Origin of the sequence: Pseudarthrobacter sp. AG30 (assembly GCF_003116525.1) — a bacterium.
GTDB lineage: Bacteria > Actinomycetota > Actinomycetes > Actinomycetales > Micrococcaceae > Arthrobacter.
This window is the reverse complement of sequence record NZ_QEHL01000009.1, coordinates 1-22,588: the sequence shown is the minus strand read 5'-3', so window position 1 is coordinate 22,588 and position 22,588 is coordinate 1. Positions and strand designations below refer to the sequence as shown.

Sequence of the window (22,588 nt, the reverse complement as noted above, 5' to 3'; positions counted from 1 at the left end):
GGTTCTGAGCGGCCCGGCTTCCGGCAGCCCTACTTCTGGATGCACTGCCCGGAGGAGACGGGCGCGGACAGTGTGGGCGCCTCCTGGGCTACGGGGTTCAGGTCGCTCATGGTGATGGCGAATCCCACTTCCGCGTCCGAAGTTGCCTTGGCAAAGATCACCCCGGCCACCTGGCCGTCAGTGGTCAGCAGCGGGCCGCCCGAGTTCCCCGGCTGCACGTCCCCCGCCAGGCGGTAGATGTCTTCCGGCGACGGGTTGTTTCCGTAAATGTCCGGCACCAGCACGGTGGCGATGTCCTGCACCGTGGCCGGCTTGGACTGGAACGGGCCGCCGTGGGGGTACCCGGCGAAGGCAGCCTGGCTGCCGCCGGGCAGGTCGCGGCTCAGCGGCAGCGGCTGGGACGGCAGGTTGTCAACCGCCAGGACGGCCAGGTCCCGCTTGGTGTCGAAGTAGACCACGCGCCCCGGCATCGCGCCGCCGTCGGGCATCTCCACGACGGGCTGCGACACGCCCGCCACAACGTGTGCGTTGGTGACCACGCGGCCCTGGGACACCACGAACCCGGTGCCGGTCTGGTTCTGGCCGCATTCATAGGCCGTGCCGGCGATCCTCAGGACCGACTGGGCGGCCTGGTTCAAGGCCGGAGTGTTGGTGCTCGCGTTGGGCACCTGGACCGGCTGGCCCTGGTCCAGCCCTTCGAACAACGTGGGGATCCCGTTGCCGATCACCGTGGACCGCAGCTCCGCCATGGTCGCCTTGACCGGGGTGGGCGTGAGCCCGTCGATGAACCGGATCACCTTGGATTCAGCCAATTGCTGCGACACGACCGGCACGCCCAGGGAGCTGACGCTGAAAGCCAGCATGGACATCACCAGCGCGGACACCACCAGGTTCAGGGCCCCGCCCACCAACCGGTCCACGGCACGCAGCGGCCGGATCCGCATGGCGCCGCGGATTTGCCGGCCCACCATGGTGCCCAGCCCGTGGCCCAGGGCCATGAGGACGACGGCGGCAGCAATGATGGCGGTCAGCCTCCATCCGGAGTCCGGAACGAAGGTGCTGACCAGGGGGACGGCGAAGAACGCCGCGACGGCGCCGGCCGCGAAACCGGCCAGGCCGCCGACCGTGACCAGGAAACCATTGCGGAGGCCGTAAACCAGGTATGACAGCAGCGCCAGGATCAGGACGAGGTCCAGGACAGTCAAGCCGACCACAAAGGCTCCTTATTAAACAGTTGAACCCCCATTCTAGTGGCGGACACTGACAAACTTCTGTGGGCTTCAACGCCCTCCCATTGACCCGGATCCGGTTGTTCACGGGCGTTTCTGCTGCCAAGTTCGTCACAGAACCTTGAAAATTCTGAAACAATGGCTCAAGCGCCACAGCCGATACTTTTACTCAGGAGATTTCATGGACATCGAGGTACTGCGCCGAGCACCCCTTTTCGCCACGCTCGACGACGACGCATTCCGTCTGCTGACGGACGAGCTCACCGAGGTGGACCTTTCCCGCGGCGCATCCGTGTTCCGCGAGGGCGACCAGGGTGACCAGCTCTACTTCATCGTCTCCGGCAAGGTGAAACTCGGCCGCACGTCCCCGGACGGCCGGGAATCCCTCCTCGCCATCCTCGGCCCGGGCGAACTCTTCGGCGAGATGGCCCTCTTCGACCCGAGCCCCCGCACCGCCACCGCCACCGCGGTATCGGAAACCCGGCTGGCCGGGCTCAAGAACGAGAGCCTGAACACCCTGCTCCGGACCCGCCCCGAGGTTTCCGCCCAGCTGCTGCAGGCCCTGGCCCGCCGGCTGCGCCGCACCAACGACTCCCTGTCCGACCTCGTCTTCTCGGACGTCCCGGGCCGCGTGGCCAAGGCCCTGCTGGACCTGGCAGACCGCTTCGGCCGGCCGGCGACCGATGGCGTCCTGGTGGCACACGAGCTGACCCAGGAGGAACTGGCCCAGCTGGTGGGCGCGTCCCGCGAAACCGTCAACAAGGCCCTCGCCGAGTTCGTCCAGCGCGGCTGGCTCCGCCTCGAGGCCCGCGCCGTGGTCATCCTGGACATGCAGCGCCTCCGCCAGCGCTCCCGCTAGGACACACGAAAAAGGCCGCCCCGAGGGGCGGCCTTTTTCGTGCCCGGAAACAATACCGGCCGAGTCCCAGGCTTCGACAGGCTCAACCGCCTGGCGTCAGCGTTCGCGCTGGTGGTCCCCTGCCACGGTCTTGGCGGCCTCGACCTCAAGCATCAGCTTGCCGTCTTCCTCCACCAGGACCGGCTGGTACACGTGGGGTTTGCGCTTGTAGCTCAGGTAGGCGATGCAGCCGTTGGCGGCCGCCATCTTTTCGATCATGATCTCTGAGCCGGGGACCAGCAGCTCGCCCAAGGGCCGGCCCACGGTGTTCTCCTGACCGGCCTCGTCGCCGAGTGCGGTGGTATTCCTTTCCTGCACCACCTGGGCCGCGTTGACCCACCTGCCCCAGACGCCCTTGCCCTCAAGCAGCGAGGGTTCCTGGCCCAACGGGACGGTGGCGGCAAAGTAGCGGGTATCGAACCGGCGGTGCGCAAAATCCGGGCTGCGCCAGTTGACCAGGGATTTGAGCAGGTCCGTACGCAGCGAGAGGCCACGCTTGCCCAGGACCTGGGCCAGCGTCTTTTCCTGGTCCGCGACCGCGATGCGGGCACGCATCCACTCGGACGAGGATGTGGCTTCCACGGTGTTGGACATGTCCGGACCGGCCAGCAGGATGCCGGTCTCTTCGAAGAGTTCCCGGATGGCGCCCACCACGTGGCGCCGCGCCAGCCCCACGTCGGCCGTTCCCATCTGCTCGGCCCAATGCTGCGGCGAGGGGCCAAGCCAGCCCATGGCGTCGTCGTCGGCCGGGTCGAGGGAACCGCCGGGGAAGGCGAGGACGCCCAGCGGCGAGGAGCCGGGCCGGTAACCCAGCCAGGTCTCCAGGCCGGTGGGGGAATCACGCAGGAGGACCACGGAAGAGGCGTAGCGCGCGGCCCGGGGAGTCCGTTCGCCGGGTTCGAGCCAGCTTTGAGCCGCCCCTTCAAGGTCCTGGGGAAGTGCAAAAAGGCGTCGTGCGAGGTGAGGCAAGGGAAGTGACCGGTCCTAGCTGAATTCGGCGATCAGTTCGACTTCCACGGGAGAGTCGAGCGGAAGAACGGCAACGCCGACGGCGGAACGTGCGTGCTGCCCGGCGTCGCCGAGGACACGGCCCAGCAGCTCAGAGGCGCCGTTGATAACGGCGGGCTGGCCCGTGAACGACGGGTCGGAGGAGACAAATCCGACCACCTTGACGATGCGGGTGATGCGGTCCAGGTCGCCGATGACGCTCTTGACCGCGGCCAGGGCGTTCACGGCACACACGGCGGCATACTTCTGGGCGTCTTCGGGGGACACCGTGGGCTCGTCGGCGAACCCTTCGGTGCCGGCGGACACCTTGCCGGTAGCTTCGAGCTTGCCGTTAATGAACGGCAGCTGGCCGGAGGTGTACACGTGGTTGCCGGAGACGATGGCGGGGACGTAGGACGCCACGGGAGCGGCGACTTCCGGGAGCGTGATGCCAAGTTCCGCGAGGCGCTGCTCGACGGCGGATGCCGGCGCCGTCGCGGCGCCGGAACGGGCTTCTGCGGGGGTGCTCATGCTACTGCTTCTCCCTCTTGAGGTAGGCGACAAGCCCGTTGCCGTCGGGTCCGGGAACCACTTGGACAAGCTCCCAGCCGTCCTCCCCCCACTGGTCCAGGATCTGCTTGGTGGCGTGAATAATGAGCGGAATCGTCGCGTACTCCCATTTGGTCATGAGAGAAAGCGTAGCCCTTGCCGGTAAAGTGGAAAACATGGCGACTCGCAACAACCCCTTATTCGACACTGCCACCACACTGGGTAAGATCCTTCTTTTCCTCGGTGTGAGCGCGATTTGCGGTGTCCTGGTGGCGGGCCTTCTGGTTCCCGCCGCTGCCGTCTCGGGCAGCGCGGCAAGCGGTTCCATCAACTTCTTCGACTCCCTCCCTGCGGAACTGAAGGTTGACCCGCCCAGCCAGACCACCCGCATCCTGGCCGCCGACGGCAGCGAGATCGCCAGCGTCTATACGGAGAACCGCACCAAGGTTCCGCTGGACCAAATTTCGCCGAACATGAAGAACGCCATCATTGCCGTGGAGGACAGCCGCTTCTACGAGCATGGCGGCGTGGACACCACCGGCATCCTTCGCGCGCTGGTCGCCACCGCCCGCGGCAACAAGCAGGGCGCGTCCACCATCACGCAGCAGTACGTCAACAACGTGCTCAATGCGAACCTCGCCGCTGCCGGCGAAGAAGACCAGATCAAGCTCAACGGCGTCAACAAAGGCGTTGGCGACAAGCTCCGGGAAATGAAGCTCTCCATCGCCCTGGAGAAGGAGTTCACCAAGGACCAGATCCTTGAGGGCTACCTGAACATCGTGTTCTTCAACCGGGACGCATACGGCATCGAGGCCGCCTCCCGGTACTTCTTCAGCACCACCGCCAAGGACCTGACCCTCCCGCAGGCGGCACTCCTGGCGGGCCTGGTGAACAGCCCGTCCATGTTCGACCCCATCACCAATCCGGAGAAGTCCAAGCAGCGCCGGGACCTGGTGCTGGGCCTGATGAAGGACCAGGGCAAGATCACCGCGGACGAATACCAGGCAGCGGTGGCCACCCCGGTTGAACCGAAGGTCACCCAGCCCAAGCAAGGATGCGCCTACGCGGCCACCGCTCCGTACTTCTGCAACTACATCCTGCACCTGCTGGAGAACAACCCGGCCTACGGTGCAGACGTCAAGGACCGCCAGCGGCTCATCTACGGCGGCGGCCTGACCATCACCACCACCCTGGACCCCAAAGCCCAGGCCACCGCCCAGGAGCAGGCCGACGCCGCGGCCGGCGCCAACCCGGATAAATGGGGCGCGTCCATGGTCTCGGTACAGCCCGGCACCGGCAAGATCATCTCCATGGCCCAGAACACCTCGTTCCTGGCCGGCGCGGGCGGCTTCAATTCACAGTTGAACTTCAACGTGGACAAGCTGGACAAGGACGGGAACGACCTCAACGGCGTCGGCGGGTTCCAACCGGGTTCCACCATGAAGCCGTTCACCTTCGCGGAGTGGCTCAACGAGGGCAAGACCATGAATACCGTGGTCAATGCAGCCCAGCGTGTCTACCCCATTGGTTACCCGTGGAAGAACACGTGCGGGAAGGTCCAGGGTGCGTACAGCACGGCGCAGAAGAATGCAGGCCTGGACGCTACTGATGACCTCCAGAATGCCGAGCCACAGTGGTACAAGCCGCTGACCGTCCTTGAGGGCCTTTACAACTCCATCAACACCGTGACGTTCGCGTCCGCGGCGCAGCTGGACTTCTGCGGCATCCAAAAGATCGCCGATGCCGTTGGACTGCACAGCGGCCTGCCCTCGGCTGATGGCAGCGAGCCGCACCCCAAGATCAACATGATGACCCTGGGCAATCTGCTGGGCTCCACCCAGACGTCGCCGCTCACCATGGCCAGCGCGTTCGCCACATTTGCGAACGACGGCAAGTACTGCGAGCCCATTGCCATCACCTCGGTGACCGACGCCACCGGCAAGCAGCTCCCGGCCCAGTCCAGCAGCTGCCGCGACGCCATCAAGCCAGAGGTTGCCCGCGGCGTGAACTACGCGCTTCAGGAAGTCATGAACAGGGGTTCGGGCTCGCTGATCCAGCCGCGCCTGTCCACCAAGACCAGTTTCCCGATCGGCGCCAAGACCGGTACCTCGAACAACAACGGCTCCACCTGGGTTGTTGGCCACACCACCGGTTTGGCTACGGCTGCCTGGTTCGGTGACCCGCTGGGCGACCAGGGCCGTGCCGGCCAGAACATCACCGTCAACGGAAAGTTCTACCAGGGCATTGACGGTTACATGGTCGCCGGACCCATGTTCTCGAACTTCATGACCAAGGTCGCGCCAGGCTACGGCACCAACCCGTTCCCGGCACCGCCGAGCAACATGGTCAACGGGACCACCACCAACTCCGCTCCTGCCCAGAACGGCCAGCAGGCCACCCAAGCCCCTGCAACCCAGGCGCCCGCCACCCAAGCCCCGGCCCCGGCCCCGGCGCCGAGCAGCAACGGAAACGGCAATGGCAAGGGAAACGGCTAAGCGCGCATGAGCATCGACAGCCTGGCAAGCCGCGCCCGTTCCATCGGGCGCGGCTTTGCCGTTGCCGCAGGGGCCGGAACTGCGGCCGGGATGGCGGCCTTCGGCTACGGCTTGTGGGAGAAGAACCAGTTCGTCCTTCGCGAGGAAACCCTGGCCATCCTCCCGCCCGGACGCAACCCGTTCCGTATCCTGCACCTGAGCGACATCCACTTCGTGCCCGGCCAACAGAAGAAGGCCCAGTGGCTCGCCTCCTTGGCGGACCTGCAGCCCGACCTGGTGGTGAATACGGGCGACAACCTCAGCCATGTCAAGGCAGTGGATCCCCTCCTGGCCGCGCTTCGGCCCTTGCTGCAGTTTCCCGGCGTCTTCGTACCGGGCTCCAACGACTACTTCGCCCCCACATTCAAGAACCCCGCGTCCTACCTGTTGGGACCCTCCAAGGCCGCGCCGAAGCCCACCCCCCTGGATTGGCCCCGCCTTCGTTCCGGGTTCGGCATGGGTGGCTGGGTGGACCTGACCAACCGCCACCAGTCGCTGATCCTGAACGGCATGCGCTTCGACTTCTCCGGCGTGGATGACCCGCACCTGAACCGCGAGCGCTACGCCGGCTGGCCGCGCGGCACGGTCAACCAGGACGCCAACGACCATCTCAAGGTGGCGGTCATCCATGCCCCGTACCAGCGGGTGCTGGACCACTTCACGGAAAGCGGCGCCGACCTCCTGCTCGCCGGCCATACGCATGGCGGCCAGCTCTGCATCCCCGGGTATGGTGCCGTCGTCGCCAACTGCGACCTCCCCACGTGGCGCGCAAAGGGCCTCAACGACTGGACCAGCAACGGGCGTACGACGCCGGTCAACGTCTCCGGCGGCATCGGCACCTCACGCTTCGCCCCGGTAAGGATCGCCTGCAAGCCTGAGGCAGTCCTGCTGACGCTTACCTCCCGCGGCTGACCCTCCCATTACGGACTGCAATAACTGGGCAAGCCTGGCGCCCCGGCGGCAACCCCTGTGAATCGTCTCACCCCATGGCATAGGGTAGTTGCTAGAGGAAACTACATTCGTTTTAGAGCTTGAGAAGCGGGCATGGCCAAGCAGACTCCATTTTTCAGATCAATCAGCCGTCTTTATCCGCACGTCCGGCCCATCATTCCCCGGCTTTTTCTGGGGCTTCTCTGTGCGCTGGCGGCAAGTATCGTTGCCCTGACCATCCCCCAGGTGCTGCGTGTCCTGGTCAACACGGCGCTGCAGCCGGGGGCCAGTGCGGACGGGGTGTGGATTTCCGCAGGTGTCATCCTGGTGCTGGGCGTCGCCGAAGCCGGCCTGGTGGCGCTCCGCCGGCAGTTCGTCATCAACCCTGCCACGACGGTGGAAACCAGGATGCGGGTCTCGCTCTACGACCACCTGCAGGAACTGACCGTCTCCTTCCACGACCGCTGGGGTTCCGGCCAGCTGCTGTCCAGGGCCATGACAGACCTGAACTTCCTGCGCCGGTGGATGGCCTTCGGCGCCATCATGCTGGTGGTCACCACCCTCACGGTGATTATCGGGATCGTGGCCATGTTCGCCATGAGCTGGCAGCTGGCGCTGATCTTCCTCGCCGCTGCCGTACCCATCACCATCAACAGCTTCCGGTTCCGCACCCGGTTCAGCAAGGTGGCCCGGCGCAGCCAGGACCAGGCCGGCGACCTCGCCACCACGGTGGAGGAATCAGTCCACGGCATCCGCGTGCTCAAGGCGTTTGGCCGCAGCCGGGAAGCCCTCGAGAACTTCAACGAACAAGCCGAGGAACTGCGCCAGACCGAAATCGAGAAGGCCCGCCACCAGGCCACCTTCACCATGGTGGTCACCCTGCTCCCCGAACTCGCGCTCGGAACCGGCCTGGTGGTGGGCGTTATGTTGTGTGCCGGCGGCCAGCTGAGCATCGGCTCCCTGGTGGCGTTCTTCGCAACGGCCGCCGTCATCGCCTCGCCGGTGGAATTTTCCGGCATGCTGCTGGCCATGGCACTCACGGCGAAGACCGCCGTCGACCGCCACTACGAGGTGATGGATACGCAGAACACCATCACCAGCCCCGCCGAGCCGCGCCGCCCGGACGAACTCGCGGGCGCACTGCGCTTCGACAACGCAACGTTCGCTTTCGAGGACGCCCCGGACAAGCCGATCCTCAAGGACATCAACCTCGAGGTGCGGCCCGGCGAAACCATGGCTTTGGTGGGCATCACCGGCAGCGGCAAGAGCGCGCTCATCCAGCTGGTCCCCCGCCTCTACGACGTCACGGCCGGCGCCATCAGCATCGATGGAGTGGACATCCGCGACTTTGACGTCGAGGAACTGCGCAGGATTGTCGGAGTGGCCTTCGAGGACACCACGCTGTTCTCCAGTTCCGTCCGGGACAACGTCCTCCTTGGCGCGCCGGTGCGTTCCGAGGAGATCCTGGAGGAGGCCTTGGACGTGGCGCAGGCGCATTTCTCCTATTCCCTGCCGCAGGGCGTGGACACGCTGATCGGTGAGGAAGGGCTTAGCCTGTCCGGCGGCCAGCGCCAGCGCATTGCCCTGGCACGTGCCATCGCCGCCCGTCCACGTGTCCTGGTCCTGGATGATCCCCTCTCGGCCCTGGACGTCCACACCGAGGAACTCGTGGAGGCCCGCCTCCGCGAGGTGCTCAAGGACACCACCACCCTGATCGTGGCGCACCGGCCGTCCACCGTGGCGCTGGCCGACCGGGTGGCGCTGCTGGAAGACGGCCGTATCACCGCCGTGGGCACTCACACGGAACTGCTGGCCGGCAACCAGCATTACCGGTACGTCATCGCCAGCCTGGAGCGTGAACCGCGCGACCTTGACTCCGAACTGTCCGCCCTTGAGGACCAGGCAGAGGAAGTGACCCGATGAGCACGGCAACATTCGGCACCGCCAACGAGGACAACGCCCACCTTAGCAAGAGCGACAGCAAGGCGGTCCGGCGCCGGTCGATCGCCCTGCTCGGGTCCCTGATCCGGCCGGTGCGGGTGCGCTTCTGGCTGACCATCGCCATGGTGGTCCTTTCCCAGGCAGCCCGGGTGGCCGGCCCGGCACTGATCGCTTTCGGCATCGACCACGCCCTCCCGGCCCTCCGGTCAGGTGACAACCTCCCGCTGGTGTTCACCGGCGTCGCCTACCTGCTGGCGGCCATCGCGACGGCGGGCCTCACCGCCCTGTACGTCACCTCCACGGCACGGCTCAGCCAGGCAATGCTGCTGGACCTGCGCGTCCGGGTCTTCCGGCACACCCAGCGGCTCAGCCTGGAATTCCATGAACGGTACACGTCCGGCCGGATCATTGCCCGCCAGACGTCGGACCTGGAGGCGTTACGCGAACTCCTCGATTCCGGCGTCAGCTCGCTGGCTTCCGGGATGCTCTTCATGGCGTTCACCGCCGCCACGATCTTCGCCCTGGACTGGCGCAGCGGCCTGCTGGTGCTGGCCGCCGGGGTGCCCATGTTCTTCCTGGCCCGCTGGTACCAGAAGCATTCCCAAATCGCCTTCCGGGAATCACGGGTGGTTTCCGCCCGGCTGATCGTGCACTTCGTCGAAACCATGACCGGAATCCGCGCGGTCAAGGCATTCCGCAAGGAAAAGGAAAACTCCGAAACCTACGGCAACCTCGCCGAGGACTACCGCCTGGTCACGGTCCGGTCCATCAACCTGAACGGCATCTTCCAGCCCGGGCTGGTGCTGATCGGCAACGTCTGCGTGGCGGTGGTGCTGCTGTTCGGCGGCTTCCGGGTGCTGGGCGGCGACCTGGCCGTCGGCGTCCTCCTGGCCCTCATCCTCTCCACCAAGCGGTTCTTCCAGCCCGTGGACCAGATGGCCATGTTCTACAACTCGTTCCAGAGCGCGCAGGCAGCCCTCGAAAAGGTGTCCGGGCTCCTCGAGGAAGTACCCACGGTCCGGCCGCCGAAGAACCCTGTCCCGCTTCCCGACGCCACCGGGCGCATCGACTTCAAGGACGTCGAGTTCCGCTACGGCGACGGACCCGTGGTGGTGCCCCGCCTGAACCTGCATATCCCGGCCGGGCAAACGGTCGCCCTGGTGGGACAGACCGGCGCCGGCAAGTCCACCCTGGCCAAACTCATCGCCCGGTTCTACGACGTCAGCTCGGGACACCTGACCCTGGACGGCGTGGACCTCCGCGACCTTGCCACCACCGACCTCCGCCGGAACATCGTCATGGTCACCCAGGAAGCCTTCCTGTTCAGCGGTTCGGTGGCGGACAATATCGCACTGGGCCGGCCGGAAGCGACACGTGCCGAGATTGAGGAAGCTGCCAAGGCCGTTGGGGCGCACGACTTCATCCTGGAACTCCCCGAGGGCTACGACACCGACGTCAACAAGCGCGGCGGCAGGGTCTCCTCCGGGCAGCGGCAGTTGATCAGCTTCGCCAGGGCCTTCCTGGCGCGGCCGGCAGTACTGATCCTGGATGAGGCCACCTCCTCCCTGGACATCCCCTCTGAAAGGCTTGTGCAGGCCGGGCTGGCCCGCCTGCTCGCCGGGACGGAGGCGGCGCGCAGGACGGCACTGATCATCGCGCACCGGCTGTCCACCGTCGAGACAGCTGACAGGGTACTGGTGGTGCACGACGGCCGGATCGTGGAGGACGGCAGCCCGGAAGATCTGATCGGCGGCGGCGGCCGCTTCGCGGACCTGCACGGGGCCTGGAAGGATTCCTTGGTCTAGGCCGCCGCCCAGGCTCACTGCGGCCGGATTTCGCATCGGGCCCCGCCATCGGCTATCCTTGTAAAGTTGCTTTTGCAGCGGATCGGGATGTAGCGCAGCTTGGTAGCGCGCTTCGTTCGGGACGAAGAGGTCGCAGGTTCAAATCCTGTCATCCCGACCATAACGGAAAGAGGGTCTCCACCGGAGGCCCTCTTTTTGCGTCTCTATTTGGTGACGCCCCGCCGGACACTCCCGCCGCCGTAACGCCACCACCCGGTTAAAAGGAATGGCCCCGGAGCTGTTGCTCCGGGGCCATCCTCGCCTCCTGGGTGAGGAAGCTGTTTATGCGGGATCAGGCCAGTTGCCCACGTACGTGGTGTAGGTAGTGCTGGTGGCCTTATCCTTCTTCACTTTTGCGGAGGCGGGGTCAGGCCAGTTGCCTACTGCTACAGACGTACTCGAATTATCGGCGACGGAGCCTGAGGCCAGGACAGCCGGAGCTGCCGCGGAAAAAGCCAGGGCCCCGGCCAGGACGGCCGCGGTTGCGATCTTCTTCAACATATAAGTTCCTCAATACGAGTCGGATTCGTTACAAAGCCAGCACTGTCCTTGTTGACACACATTGTAAAATATTTTCCACAGGGGCTGTCAAGCATCCGTCAGCCCCACTTGTCCAAAAGAGGAGGATACGCGTGGGCAACGGGTTCGGAGAAAAGCTCCGCGCGGAGCGCCTTGAGCGTGGACTGACGCAGGCCGAACTGGGCAAGGACCTGTACTCACCCAGCTACATCTCGCTGCTTGAAACGGGCCGCCGCGAACCGACGGCGGAAGTCATCGAGGAACTGGCGCGCCGGCTGGAGCTGGCACCGAAAGCCCTTGAGGCATGGAGCCAGCCCATTTCCGTCAGCGACGCCGAGTATGTACTCGCCGGCCTCTACGCCCGGCAGGCGTGGGACCTGCGCGACTATCCCCTGGCGGCAAGCCACGCGGCCACGGCCGCAAAGATCGCCCTGGAGGGGCGGAACACCAGTGCGTGGTGGAACATGACGTACATGCAGGCCGAGTGCCTGATCAAGCAGGGCAACTGGCGCGAAGCCCAAAAGATCATGGAGCACCTGCTGGAACATCCCATGGCCAGGGAATCGGCAGGACTTGCCGTCCGGGCACACCAGATGCTGGCCGGCATCTACCAGGGCCAAGGCCAGCTGAGCCTAGCCGTGGACCAGGGAATCCAGGCCGTGGACCTGTGCAAGCAGCTCCCCAAGGGATCAACCCTCATCATCAATGCCCACCACGCCCTCATCGGGGCACTGGCCGAGAGCGGGCGGCTCGATGAAGCCTGGGGGTATTGCCAGGCCATGATCGAGCACGTGGACGAACTGTCCATGAGCCAGCTCGCCGGCGAGGTGGCCTGGGTGGTGGGTAACGTCGCCTTCATGCGGCACGACTACGCCGAGGGCGTGAAGCACCACGAGCGTGCGGCGCGCCTGCTCTCCCCCGCCAATGACATCGGGCTGTGGGCCCGGTTCAACAAGGCGTCCGCGGCGGTCCGCCTCTCCTCCGGCATCGTTGAGCCGGAAACGCTGTCTGCGATCGAACGTGCTGAACTGGCGCTGTCAATCGTGGGAGGAAACAAGTCAGACCAGCTGGAGGTAGCGTTCATTCGCGCCCGCTGGCTGTACCTCACCGGGGACATTGTGGCAGCCGTCGAGAAACTCCGCGAAATCCACGCCGAGCGCGCAAGCCTCGCCAAGCACACGGCTGGTGAGGTCTCGCTCCTCCTGGGCAAGTCGCTCAAGGCTGCCGGTGACACCGAGGAAGCCTTGGTGCACCTGGAGGAAGCCCAGAAGGCCTTTGCCGCGGCAGGCGCCCAGGACAGGGTCCAGCAGGCCTTGGACGCGATCCTTGAAATCAAGCTGGCCCAGAGGCGCGCGGCCGCGGCCGCGAAAGCCAGCTGAAGCAAGCCAGGTGAACCCGCCGTGGCGGGTCCACCTGGCGTGGCCGGGTCTCAGGCGAACGTCTTCCCGGTGATCTTCTCGTACGCTTCGACATACCGGCTGCGGGTGCGTTCCACCACGTCGGCAGGCAGCGCCGGCGGCGGGGTGTCGGATGACCGGTCCCAGCCGGAGGCGGCAGAAGTCAGCCAGTCCCGCACGTACTGTTTGTCGTAGGAGGGCTGGGCCTGGCCGGGCTTGTAGGTTGCAGCGTCCCAGAAACGGGAAGAATCGGGGGTCAGCACCTCGTCACCCAGGGTGATGGACCCGGAGACGGCGTCGTAGCCGAATTCCACCTTGGTGTCCGCGAGGATGATGCCGCGTTCCCGCGCGATCTTCTCCGCCGTGGTGTAGATCTTCAGGGTCAGCTCGCTCAGGCGGGCAGCGATGTCATCCCCCACGAGCGCCACCACGGCGTCGTAGGTGATGTTCTCGTCGTGCTCACCGATCAGTGCCTTGGCGGATGGGGTGAAGATGGCGTGTTCCAGCCGGGAGCCGTCCACCAGCCCCTCCGGGAGCGGGATATCGCACACTGTCCCGGAGGCCTTGTACTCCAGCAGTCCTGAACCCGTGAGGTAGCCGCGGGCAATGCACTCCACCGGGAACATGTCCAGCTTCTTGCAGATCATGGCCCGGCCTTCCACCTCCGCGGGCACGCCGTCTTCCACCGTGGACCCGAGCACATGGTGCTCGACGCCCAGCTGGTCGAACCACCAGAGGCTCAGCTGGGTAAGGATGCGGCCTTTGTCCGGGATCTCGCTGGAGAGCACATGGTCAAAGGCGCTGATGCGGTCGCTGGCCACCACCAGGACGCAATCCTGGCCCAGGCGTTGCACGATCGACTCGTCGGCAGGTTCGTAAAGGTCGCGGACCTTGCCGGAGTAGACGTGCGTCCAACCCGGCAGTTCCAGGGTTTCCGTGGCGTAGCCGCGGTTCTCGGACGTTCCAGTCATGTCAGGCCTTCGCTTTCACTACGGGCAGCGATCCGGTGGCACCGTACGGTACCTTGATTTCCCCGCGGGCTGCCTTGCGGGCAATGTCGCTGCGGTACTGGGAGCCTTCAAGCTGGACCAGCTCAACGCCGTCGTAGGCCCTTTCCCGGGCCTCCACCAGGTCACTGCCCAGGGCGACGACGGCCAGGACCCGGCCGCCGGCGGAGACCACCTTGCCCTCGTCGTCCAAGGCGGTGCCGGCGTGGATGACGTGCACGCCGTCAAGGGCGTCCACTTTCTTCAGCCCGCGGATGCGGTCACCGGTGCGGGGCGTGTCAGGGTAGTTTTCCGAGGCCACGACGACGGCGACGGCGGCGTCCTTGGACCAGCGCAGCTCTTCCGCTTTGTCCAGTTCGCCCTTGGCGGCTGCCATGAGCAACGCCCCCAGGGGGGTCTTGAGCCGGGCGAGGACCGCTTGCGTCTCGGGGTCGCCGAAACGGACGTTGAATTCGATGACGCGGGTTCCGCGGGACGTGAGCGCGAGCCCGACAAAGAGCACGCCCACGAAGGGAGTGCCGCGGCGGGCCATCTCGTTCACGGTGGGCTGCGCCACCCGGTCAAGGACTTCCTGCACCAGGCCCTCGGGGGCCCACTCGAGCGGTGTGTAGGCGCCCATGCCGCCCGTGTTGGGGCCTTCGTCGTTGTCGAAGATGCGCTTGAAATCCTGGGCGGGTGAGAGTGCCACGGTGTTCTGCCCGTCGCAGAGGACAAAGAGGGAAACCTCGGGGCCGTCCAGGAACTCCTCGATCACCACTGATCCGCCGGCGTCGAAGCACGACTGGGCGTGGGCCAGGGCTTCGTCCCGGTTCCTGGTGACCACCACGCCCTTGCCGGCGGCCAGGCCGTCGTCCTTCACCACGTACGGAGCGCCGAAGGTGTCCAGCGCGGACGCTGCCTCTTCGGCATTGGTGGCCACCATGGCCATAGCGGTGGGAACGCCTGCCTCCGCCATGACCTCCTTGGCGAACGCTTTCGACGCTTCCAGCTGTGCTGCTGCCTTGCTGGGCCCGAACACGGGAATGCCGGCGGCGCGGACGGCGTCGGCCACACCTGCGGCCAGCGGAGCTTCGGGGCCCACCACCACGAGGTCGACCGTGAGCCGGGCAGCCAGCTCGGCAACAGCCTGGGGATCGTTGCCGTTGATGTTGTAGGTGGGTACCAGCTTGCTGATGCCGGCATTGCCGGGCGCCGCGTGGACTTCGGACACGTTGGGGTCGGCAAGCAGGGAGCGGACAATGGCGTGTTCGCGGCCTCCGGGGCCAATGACGAGTACCTTCACAGTCTCCAAGGGTACTTTGTGCACCCTTCCCGCTCCTAAGCTGTGACCTTCCCGGCCCGCCCGGTCAATCCGGACCACCCGCCGCTCCGAACCACCACCATGACAAAGCTTCGGAACCGCTTGACAGGCCCCTCCGCCCTGGCCGCCCTGGCAGGTGTGGTGGCAGCCGCCGTCGTACTTGCCGTTGCGGAGCTCCTCGGCGCATTCTTCACCGCCAGGGCAACCCCGCTGTTCGCCCTGGGGTCCACCTTCATCGACTTCACGCCGCCCCGGCTGAAGGACTTCGCGATCGCCACCTTCGGCACCAACGATAAGGCTGCCCTGTTCGTGGGCATGGGACTGACCATCGCCGTGCTCGCCTGCGTCCTGGGCATCGTGGCCTACCGGAAATGGGTCTTGGGCGTCCTCGGCGTCCTGTTCATGGGCGCGGTGATCGTTGCGTGTGTCGTGACGCGTGCAGGCGTCAGCGGAGTTGACGCCATCCCGTCAGTACTGGGGACGGTCGCGGGCCTGGTGGCCCTCCGCCTGCTGGTGGCACCGCTCTGGCGGCTGAAGGAAAGCAAGCCATGGCCCGAATCTCCGGCGGACCAGGCAGCCGACGCCGACGCCCGGCCGGGGAACGAAGGCGCCAGCCGTCGTCGTTTCTTCGCTGCGGCAGGGATCACCGCGATGGCCGCCGGCATCGCCGCAACCGGCGGACGGTTGCTGGGCGCGGCGCGCAACAACGTGGCCAAGGCCCGCGAGGCGCTCACGCTGCCGGCGCCGGCCAAAGCCGCAGCAGCGGTTCCCGCCGGCGTGCAGTCGCCCGTCCCTGGCGTCACGCCATGGTTGACGGACAACGCCGACTTCTACCGGATCGACACTGCGCTGAGCGTTCCGGAAATCAACGTCAACGACTGGGAATTGCGCGTCCACGGCCTCGTGGAGCAGGAAGTCACCCTCACATTCCAGGACCTGCTGGATGCCAGCCTGATCGAATCACACGTCACCCTCACCTGCGTCTCCAACCCCGTGGGCGGCAACCTCGCCGGAAATGCCAAATGGCTGGGCCTGCCCATCCGCGACGTCCTGGCCCGGGCCAAGCCCAAGGACGGGGCGGACATGGTGCTCTCCACGTCCATCGACGGCTTCAGCGCCTCCACACCCCTGGAGGTCCTGCAGGACGGGCGTGACGCCATGCTGGCGATCGGCATGAACGGCGAGCCGCTGCCGCTGGAGCACGGCTACCCGGTGCGGATGGTGGTCCCGGGGCTCTACGGGTTCGTCTCCGCCACCAAATGGGTGGTGGACCTGGAGGTCACCCGGTTCGCGGACAACAAGGCCTACTGGACCGAGCGTGGCTGGTCCGAACGCGGCCCGATCAAGACCATGGCGCGCGTGGAGGTTCCCAAGTCGTTCGCCAAGGTTCCCGCCGGAAAGGTCGCCGTTGGCGGTACGGCCTGGGCCCAGACCCGGGGAATCACCAAGGTTGAAATCCAGATCGACAACGGCGAATGGACCGAGACGACCCTCTCAACGGAAGCCTCCACCATTACGTGGCGGCAGTGGTCTTACGAATGGGATGCCACGCCGGGCCCGCACTACATCAAGGTCCGCGCCACCGACGGTACCGGGCAGGTGCAGACGGACCAGCGCGCAGACCCCGTCCCTGACGGTGCGTCAGGCTGGCAGTCGGTGATGGTGACCGTCCAATAGCCACCTGCGACCGGCCCGCGGGTGGCATGCCATCCGCGGACCGGCCCATAGACTGGCAGTATGCCGCACAATCCGCATGCCACCTTCACCGTTGACTCCGCCGTCGAACTGGCCGTCATAGAACGCAGCGGCTTCGTGGAGTCCCGGCACATCGGCTCCGCGGTGCTGGTCGCCGCCGACGGCTCGGTGGTCACCGAGCTCGGCGACATCAACACCCCCATCTATGCCCGGTCCACCCTCAAGCCCTTCCAGGCGCTGGCGTCCATGCAGTCGGGTGTACCTCTGCGGGGCGCCCAGGTGGCCATAGCGTGCGGCAGCCACACCGGTTCGCTGGACCACATGGATGTGGTGGCCGGCATGCTGAAGGCAGCGGGCGTACGGGAGGACCAGCTGCAGTGCCCCGAAGCATGGCCGGAGGACGAAACGGCCCGGAACTGGCTGGTCCGATCCGAAAAGGGCAAGTCGCGGCTGGCCTACAACTGTTCCGGCAAGCACGCCGCCTTCCTGTGGGCCTGCACCGAGAACGGCTGGGACACGCACAGCTACCTTGAACCCAACCACCCCCTGCAGCAGCGCGTACGCACCGTTATCGAGGAATACACCGGCGAGCGGATCGCGCACCTGGGCATCGACGGCTGCGGTGCCCCCGTGGCCGCGGTTTCGTTGAAAGGACTGGCGCTGGCGTACTCACAGCTGGCCAAGGCTCCCGGCGACCACAGCTTCAGCGCCAGGGCCGCGACGATCGCCACCTCCATGCTGGACTATCCCTGGGCCGTGCAAGGCCGGGGTGAAGCGAACACCCTGGTGATGGATGAGCTGGAAATCATCGCCAAGATCGGCGCCGAGGGCGTCCTGGCGATGGCCACGCCGCAGGGAGTCTCGGTGGCCGTCAAGATCCTCGACGGAAACGTGCGGGCAACCTCCCTGGTGGCCCTCACCCTGCTCGCCGCCGCCGGGGCCGTGGAGATTCCCGGAGTCGCCAGCGCCCTGGAAAAAGTGGTGGCTCCGGTACTCGGGGGCGGCCGGCCAGTGGGAAAAATCCGGTTGGGCCCCGCGGTATCCGCCCTCCTGGACTAGCACCAAACCCCCTGCCGACGCCAAAGGAAGATTGAAAGCATGGCCACAGCCCGCCGTCGTATTGATATCCACGAAGGCAAAGCAGCAGTGAAGGCGTGGCTGGAAGCCGCCCAGTCGCCGTCGGACGCTCCCCTGCCGCGCGCCGCCCTGGCGACGGCAGTGCGGTACTCCCTGGAGGAAGTGACCGCCCGGGCGCCGGGAAACTCCGTGGAGGTGCGCGTGCCGCCATTCGGCGTCACCCAGTGCGTGGAGGGCCCGCGGCACACCCGCGGCACCCCGCCGAACGTCATTGAGTGCGACGCCGCCACCTGGCTGGGGATGGTCACCGGCCAGGTGGCGTGGGCGGACGCAGTGGCTGCCGGCAAAGTAGCGGCCTCTGGCCTGCGCGCAGACCTATCGTCCCTGCTGCCCCTCTAGCCCGGGCTCGTCGCCCGCGTGCCTGCCCCGGGCGGTGGTGCGGGGCTCCGCTGCCTCCGCCGAGGAAATCCGGGCCGGGTGGGGGACCGAGTCCTGCAGTTTCGTGGACAACGCCGCCACCACGGCGAAGGCAAAAGCGGCCACGGCAATAAGGACCGACATCACCGCAACCGTGCCGTAGCCGGCGGTCCGAGGGTCCAGGAACGGATAGGGATACCAGCCCACGATGGGACCCCGAACCAGGCTGTAGACCAGGTACAGCAGGGGAAAAGCCAACCACACCAGGGACGTCCGGACCGGAATCCGCACCCGCGGGAGGTCAACCAGCCAGTCGATCACCATGACGGTGGGGACCGTGTAATGGAGCACCACATTGACCCACGGGATGGGGGTGTTGACGTCGATATCGCTCAACAGCAGGCTGTAGGTGATCCCGGTGATGGTCATGTACACGGTGGCCGCACCCCGGAGGAGTTCAAGCCACCGCGGGCTAGCCCCCTTCCAAGCGAACCAGCCGGCAATCCCCAGGGTCACGAAGGCGATGATGTTCGACTCGATGGTGAAGTAGCTGAAGTAGTTTCCGGCGCTGGCCCCCGGCACATTCTGCATCAGGTGCAGCAGTTGGAACAGCACCGCGGCGAACCCCAGCAGCGCGAACCAGAAGCGGAAAAGTGCAAGTCCCCTGTTTGCGGTCATGTGCCGATCCTAGGCTCTGGGCGGCCGCCCGCCCCGCCACGGCGACCCGGCGTGCCTGGCAGTACACTTAGCCACGGCCGATGAACGGCATTCCGGCCGCGGTGAGCACCACGGAACCGACGCTGGCCGATGCCGGCATGTTGGCCATCATCAACACGGCACGCGCCGCGTCTGCCACCGGAAACATCGGTTCCACCTTGCGGCTGCCGTCCGCCTGCAGCGCCCCGGAGCCGACACCGATGGTGTCCATGATGTCCGTGGCGGTGTTGCCGATATCGATCTGCCCGCACGTGATGCCGTAACCGCGGCCGTCCAGGTCAATGCTCTTGGTCAGCCCGGTCATCGCGTGCTTGGTGACCGTGTAGGCGACGGTCCGCGGACGGGGCGAGTGGGCGGAGATGGACCCGTTGTTGATGATGCGGCCGCCTTGGGGCTCCTGGGCCTTCATCGTCCGGACCGCAGCGGCCGCGCACAGCATGGACCCGGTAAGGTTCACGGCCACCGTGGCGTTCCAGTCTTCGAGGGTGATGTCGTCAACGCCGGCCGACGGGCCGAACACCCCGGCGTTGTTGAACAGGACGTCCACGCGCCCCCACTGCTGGCGGACGGCCTCGAAAAGCCGCTCGACGTCGTCGGGCCGGGTGACGTCGCAGGGCACCACCAGGGCGTCCGGGCTGCCGTCCGCCGTTTCCAACAGCAGCGCCTCCCGCCGCCCGGCAAGTGCCACGCGGTAGCCGTCGGCCAGCATCTGCCGCGCCACCTCCCGGCCGATGCCGGACCCGGCTCCGGTGACGACGGCGACGCGGGCGGCGGGCTGTGGGGTGTTCATTCGGTTCTCCTGGCTCAAAGCTGCGCCGGAACGGCCGGCTGGTGCAGCGGCCAGCCTATGACGGTCTTGGGCCGCGGTGCAGCGAAGGTCCGCACTTTGGAGGTGGACAGGCGCATGCGCACCAACGATTCGGCGATGGTCACTGCCGAGGCCACACCGTCCACCACGGGGACGCCGGCCCGCTGCCGGATCTGCTCGTCCAGGCCTGCCATGCCGCCGCAGCCGAGCACAATCACTTCCGCTTTGTCCCGGGTAACGGCCAGCAGCGCCTCGTTGATAATGGCTTCCACGGCCCGTTCCGGTTCCTCTTCAAGTTCCAGGACGGCCATGCCGCTGGCACGGACCGACGCGCACCTGGCATCCAGGCCGGCCAGCTTCAACCGGTCCTCAATGAGCGGAACCGTGCGGTCCAGGGTAGTGACCACCGAGTACTTGTGGCCGAGGAACATCGCTGTGCTTGCGGCGGCCTCCGTGATGTCGACCACCGGAACATCCAGTAGTTCCTGCAGCCCCTCCCGGCCGTGTTCCCCGTAGCCGGCCTGGATAACGGCGTCGAACGGCCCGGGGTAGGAGGTGACGGCGTCCATGACTGCGATGGCGGCCAGGTAGCTCTCGAAGTTTCCTTCGCAGGAGTCGGCGCCGAACCGCGGCGTGAGGCCAACGATTTCGGTGCCCGGGGCAGCCACGGCACGTGCGGAGGCCGCGATGGAGTCGGTCATTGAGTGGGTGGTGTTCACATTCGCGACGAGGATGCGCATGGGAGAGTTCCTTTGTCGGCAGGGTGGTGGCAGCCCTTGCCGGGTGCCGGGTTCAGTGGGTGCCGGGTTCAGTGGGTGCCGGGTTCAATGGGTCTGGTTCAGTGGGTGCTGGCGACGGCGATGGCCTCGCCGTCGTGGTCCACCAGCACTTGGTTGCGGTCGGCAATGAAGAAGTACAGCGCGGCGGCGATGCCTGCGGCGAAGAACCAGGCAAACGGTGCCGCCGCGGCCAGGCCGGGAACGAAGGCGATCAGCAGGGCAAGGACGGCTGCCGGCACCATGGCGATGATCGCGCGGGGGTTGACGCCCTTCTTGTAGAAGTACGCGCCCTCCGGCGATGCCGTGTAGAGCTCCGGCACGTTGACCTTCCCTCGCCTGATCAGCCAGTAGTCAGCCATGACCACGCCGAACAGCGGGCCGAGCAACGCCCCGAGTCCGCCGAGGAAGTACACGATGACCAGCGGATTGTTGTAGAGGTTCCAGGGCAGGATTACCAGGCCGATGCTGGCGGAGACCATTGCCGCCTTGCGGAAGTTCAGTTTCTTGGGGAACAGGTTGGTCAGGGCGTAGACGGGGGCCACGAAGTTGGCCATGAGGTTCACGGCGATGGTCAGGATCAGCAGCGCAAGGCAGGCCAGGACCAGGAACAGCGTGTTGGGAATGGTCTGGACGATGTCCGACGGGCTTTTGATGATGGTCCCGTTGATCTTGAACTGTCCACCGGCCATGACCACCACGATCGCGCCGAAGACGAGCATGTTGATGGGGATGCCCCAGAAGTTGCCACGTACCACTGCCTTCTTCGACACCGCTGAGCGGGTGAAGTCGCAGAAGTTGAGGACGAAAGTGCCGTAGATGGAGACCCACAGCGCGCCGCCGGCAAAGATGGTGAGCCACATTTCCGGGCCTTCCAGGGCCTTATTGGAAGCCCAGGCGATGCTGCCTCCGGCTTCCACGAAGATCCAGACGGCCATTGCTGCCATGGTGGCCAGGATGACCGGACCGGCGAAAGCCTCGTACTTGCGGATCATTTCCATGCCGAAGCTGACGATCACCAGTTGGACCACCCAGAGCGTCACGAATGCCATCCACCCGAGCGTGGACAGGCCCAGGATCGAGTCCTTGTCCAGCTCTGCAAGTGAGGGGAACATGGCTGTGAGCATCACGCGGAAGACCACCGATGCGAGGTACGTCTGGATACCGAACCAGGCGACCGCAACGGCCCCGCGGAGGAGGCTGGCGATCTGTGCCCCGCGGATACCGAAGCTGATCCGGCTCATGACCGGGAAAGGCACACCGGTCTTGACGCCCATGAATCCTGACAGGGTAAGGAGCCCGAACAGCAGTGCAGCCCCGATGCCCAGGGCAAGGAGGATCTGCCATCCACCCAGCCCAAGGGCGAAGAGTCCGATGGCGAATGCGTAGTTGCCCAGGCTGTGCACGTCGTTGGCCCAGAGGGTAAAGATGCTGTAACTGGTCCAGCTGCGGCCGGCGCGCTTGGTCGGGGCAAGGTCAGTGTTGTACAGGGTGGGGCTGATGCTCGTGCCTGACGCCGCGCTGGCGGAATCGCAGAGGGCTTCGATAGTGCCAGACGGGTGGACAGTACCGGCTGACGGCTTTGTCAGGTCCTTGTCCGCGTCCACGCCCGCCGATGATGGGGTTCGCATGGGGGTCTCAATTCTTGGGCCGATTCCGAGTGGTGAGTCCGACCGGAGGTCGCTGCTGTTATTCCACATTGCGGAAGTGAGATATTGAATAGTGAAATAAGAGTATGACCCAGGTCACGGGCGGTCAAGCGTCGCAGCCACCGCACTACGGTCACAAATGGTCGGTTGCCGCCGATGGGCGACATCCAGGGCGAGGTGATGGCCGTCGCGTTGACCCGCCGGGCCTGCCTCAGTAATCTCATACTGCAATAATGTTTTCTCACAATACGAAAACATGCGCAGATGCGTTCAACGATGAAAAGAGGCTGCCATGGCTGCAGGAGAAGATACCT

General features: G+C 65.9%; 20 protein-coding genes and 1 tRNA gene. 10 read left to right on the top strand and 11 right to left on the bottom strand.

Going from position 1 to position 22,588, the window contains the following annotated elements:
• Window positions 1-29: 29 nt before the first annotated feature.
• Window positions 30-1,214 (bottom strand): MarP family serine protease, encoded by a 1,185-nt coding sequence (locus DC347_RS09110; RefSeq protein WP_109045151.1) that lies wholly within the window; start codon window positions 1,212-1,214, stop codon window positions 30-32.
• Between the two features lie 196 nt (window positions 1,215-1,410).
• On the opposite strand from DC347_RS09110, the gene DC347_RS09105 reads away from it, so the two are divergent.
• Window positions 1,411-2,088 carry a Crp/Fnr family transcriptional regulator gene (locus DC347_RS09105; RefSeq protein ID WP_013602309.1) on the top strand — a complete coding sequence of 226 codons (678 nt, stop codon included), beginning with the start codon at window positions 1,411-1,413 and terminating at the stop codon, window positions 2,086-2,088.
• A 96-nt stretch (window positions 2,089-2,184) separates the two neighbouring features.
• Here DC347_RS09105 and DC347_RS09100 read toward each other — a convergent pair whose 3' ends face one another.
• From DC347_RS09100 to DC347_RS09090, 3 genes are read right to left on the bottom strand one after another with little or no spacing between them, the layout of a single operon-like run.
• Window positions 2,185-3,096, bottom strand: coding sequence for an NUDIX hydrolase (locus tag DC347_RS09100; RefSeq protein WP_109045150.1), 912 nt, complete (start codon window positions 3,094-3,096; stop codon window positions 2,185-2,187).
• A gap of 15 nt (window positions 3,097-3,111) precedes the next feature.
• Window positions 3,112-3,645 (bottom strand): RidA family protein, encoded by a 534-nt coding sequence (locus DC347_RS09095; protein ID WP_109045149.1) that lies wholly within the window; start codon window positions 3,643-3,645, stop codon window positions 3,112-3,114.
• A gap of 1 nt (window position 3,646) precedes the next feature.
• Window positions 3,647-3,802, bottom strand: a complete 156-nt coding sequence (locus DC347_RS09090) for a DUF4177 domain-containing protein (RefSeq protein ID WP_009359196.1) — start codon at window positions 3,800-3,802, stop codon at window positions 3,647-3,649.
• Window positions 3,803-3,839: 37 nt separating this feature from the next.
• On the opposite strand from DC347_RS09090, the gene DC347_RS09085 reads away from it, so the two are divergent.
• The 5 genes from DC347_RS09085 to DC347_RS09065 all read left to right on the top strand — a co-directional run bounded on the left by DC347_RS09085 (window position 3,840) and on the right by DC347_RS09065 (window position 11,033).
• Window positions 3,840-6,158: a transglycosylase domain-containing protein gene (locus DC347_RS09085; protein WP_109045148.1), complete on the top strand. Its 2,319-nt coding sequence runs from the start codon at window positions 3,840-3,842 to the stop codon at window positions 6,156-6,158.
• A 6-nt stretch (window positions 6,159-6,164) separates the two neighbouring features.
• Window positions 6,165-7,109: a metallophosphoesterase gene (locus tag DC347_RS09080; protein ID WP_109045147.1), complete on the top strand. Its 945-nt coding sequence runs from the start codon at window positions 6,165-6,167 to the stop codon at window positions 7,107-7,109.
• Window positions 7,110-7,241: 132 nt separating this feature from the next.
• Window positions 7,242-9,050, top strand: coding sequence for an ABC transporter ATP-binding protein (locus tag DC347_RS09075; protein ID WP_109045146.1), 1,809 nt, complete (start codon window positions 7,242-7,244; stop codon window positions 9,048-9,050).
• A complete protein-coding gene (locus DC347_RS09070) occupies window positions 9,047-10,873 on the top strand; it encodes an ABC transporter ATP-binding protein (RefSeq protein WP_109045145.1) in 1,827 nt (608 codons plus the stop codon). Before DC347_RS09075 ends, DC347_RS09070 begins: the two co-directional genes overlap by 4 nt.
• An 83-nt stretch (window positions 10,874-10,956) precedes the next feature.
• A tRNA-Pro gene (locus DC347_RS09065) sits at window positions 10,957-11,033 on the top strand.
• A gap of 161 nt (window positions 11,034-11,194) precedes the next feature.
• On the opposite strand, the gene DC347_RS09060 is transcribed toward DC347_RS09065, so the two are convergent.
• Window positions 11,195-11,413, bottom strand: coding sequence for a hypothetical protein (locus DC347_RS09060; protein WP_018761865.1), 219 nt, complete (start codon window positions 11,411-11,413; stop codon window positions 11,195-11,197).
• Window positions 11,414-11,544: 131 nt separating this feature from the next.
• On the opposite strand from DC347_RS09060, the gene DC347_RS09055 reads away from it, so the two are divergent.
• Window positions 11,545-12,810 (top strand): helix-turn-helix domain-containing protein, encoded by a 1,266-nt coding sequence (locus tag DC347_RS09055; RefSeq protein ID WP_018761866.1) that lies wholly within the window; start codon window positions 11,545-11,547, stop codon window positions 12,808-12,810.
• Window positions 12,811-12,860: 50 nt separating this feature from the next.
• On the opposite strand, the gene DC347_RS09050 is transcribed toward DC347_RS09055, so the two are convergent.
• Both DC347_RS09050 and purD read right to left on the bottom strand, forming a co-directional pair.
• Complete coding sequence (locus DC347_RS09050; protein WP_109045144.1) at window positions 12,861-13,799, bottom strand: phosphoribosylaminoimidazolesuccinocarboxamide synthase; 939 nt, start codon at window positions 13,797-13,799, stop codon at window positions 12,861-12,863.
• 1 nt (window position 13,800) lies between these two features.
• Window positions 13,801-15,117 carry a phosphoribosylamine--glycine ligase gene (purD, locus tag DC347_RS09045; RefSeq protein ID WP_018761868.1) on the bottom strand — a complete coding sequence of 439 codons (1,317 nt, stop codon included), beginning with the start codon at window positions 15,115-15,117 and terminating at the stop codon, window positions 13,801-13,803.
• A 99-nt stretch (window positions 15,118-15,216) separates the two neighbouring features.
• Between purD and DC347_RS09040 the strand changes: the two genes are divergently transcribed.
• From DC347_RS09040 to DC347_RS09030, 3 genes are read left to right on the top strand one after another with little or no spacing between them, the layout of a single operon-like run.
• Window positions 15,217-16,812 carry a molybdopterin-dependent oxidoreductase gene (locus DC347_RS09040; RefSeq protein WP_109045371.1) on the top strand — a complete coding sequence of 532 codons (1,596 nt, stop codon included), beginning with the start codon at window positions 15,217-15,219 and terminating at the stop codon, window positions 16,810-16,812.
• Between the two features lie 60 nt (window positions 16,813-16,872).
• On the top strand, window positions 16,873-17,889 hold the full coding sequence (locus tag DC347_RS09035; protein ID WP_109045143.1) for an asparaginase: 1,017 nt from the start codon (window positions 16,873-16,875) through the stop codon (window positions 17,887-17,889).
• Between the two features lie 39 nt (window positions 17,890-17,928).
• Entirely contained in the window at window positions 17,929-18,306 is a 378-nt protein-coding gene (locus DC347_RS09030) for a sterol carrier family protein (RefSeq protein WP_018761871.1), read from the top strand.
• Here the strand turns inward: DC347_RS09030 and DC347_RS09025 are convergent.
• The 4 genes from DC347_RS09025 to DC347_RS09010 all read right to left on the bottom strand — a co-directional run bounded on the left by DC347_RS09025 (window position 18,283) and on the right by DC347_RS09010 (window position 22,256).
• On the bottom strand, window positions 18,283-19,002 hold the full coding sequence (locus DC347_RS09025) for a Pr6Pr family membrane protein (protein ID WP_109045142.1): 720 nt from the start codon (window positions 19,000-19,002) through the stop codon (window positions 18,283-18,285). The two genes, DC347_RS09030 and DC347_RS09025, sit on opposite strands and share 24 nt — an antisense overlap.
• Before the next feature lie 67 nt (window positions 19,003-19,069).
• A complete protein-coding gene (locus DC347_RS09020) occupies window positions 19,070-19,831 on the bottom strand; it encodes an SDR family oxidoreductase (protein WP_109045141.1) in 762 nt (253 codons plus the stop codon).
• Between the two features lie 14 nt (window positions 19,832-19,845).
• Window positions 19,846-20,589, bottom strand: coding sequence for an aspartate/glutamate racemase family protein (locus DC347_RS09015; protein ID WP_109045140.1), 744 nt, complete (start codon window positions 20,587-20,589; stop codon window positions 19,846-19,848).
• A gap of 98 nt (window positions 20,590-20,687) precedes the next feature.
• Complete coding sequence (locus DC347_RS09010) at window positions 20,688-22,256, bottom strand: NCS1 family nucleobase:cation symporter-1 (protein ID WP_109045139.1); 1,569 nt, start codon at window positions 22,254-22,256, stop codon at window positions 20,688-20,690.
• Window positions 22,257-22,588: the final 332 nt, after the last annotated feature.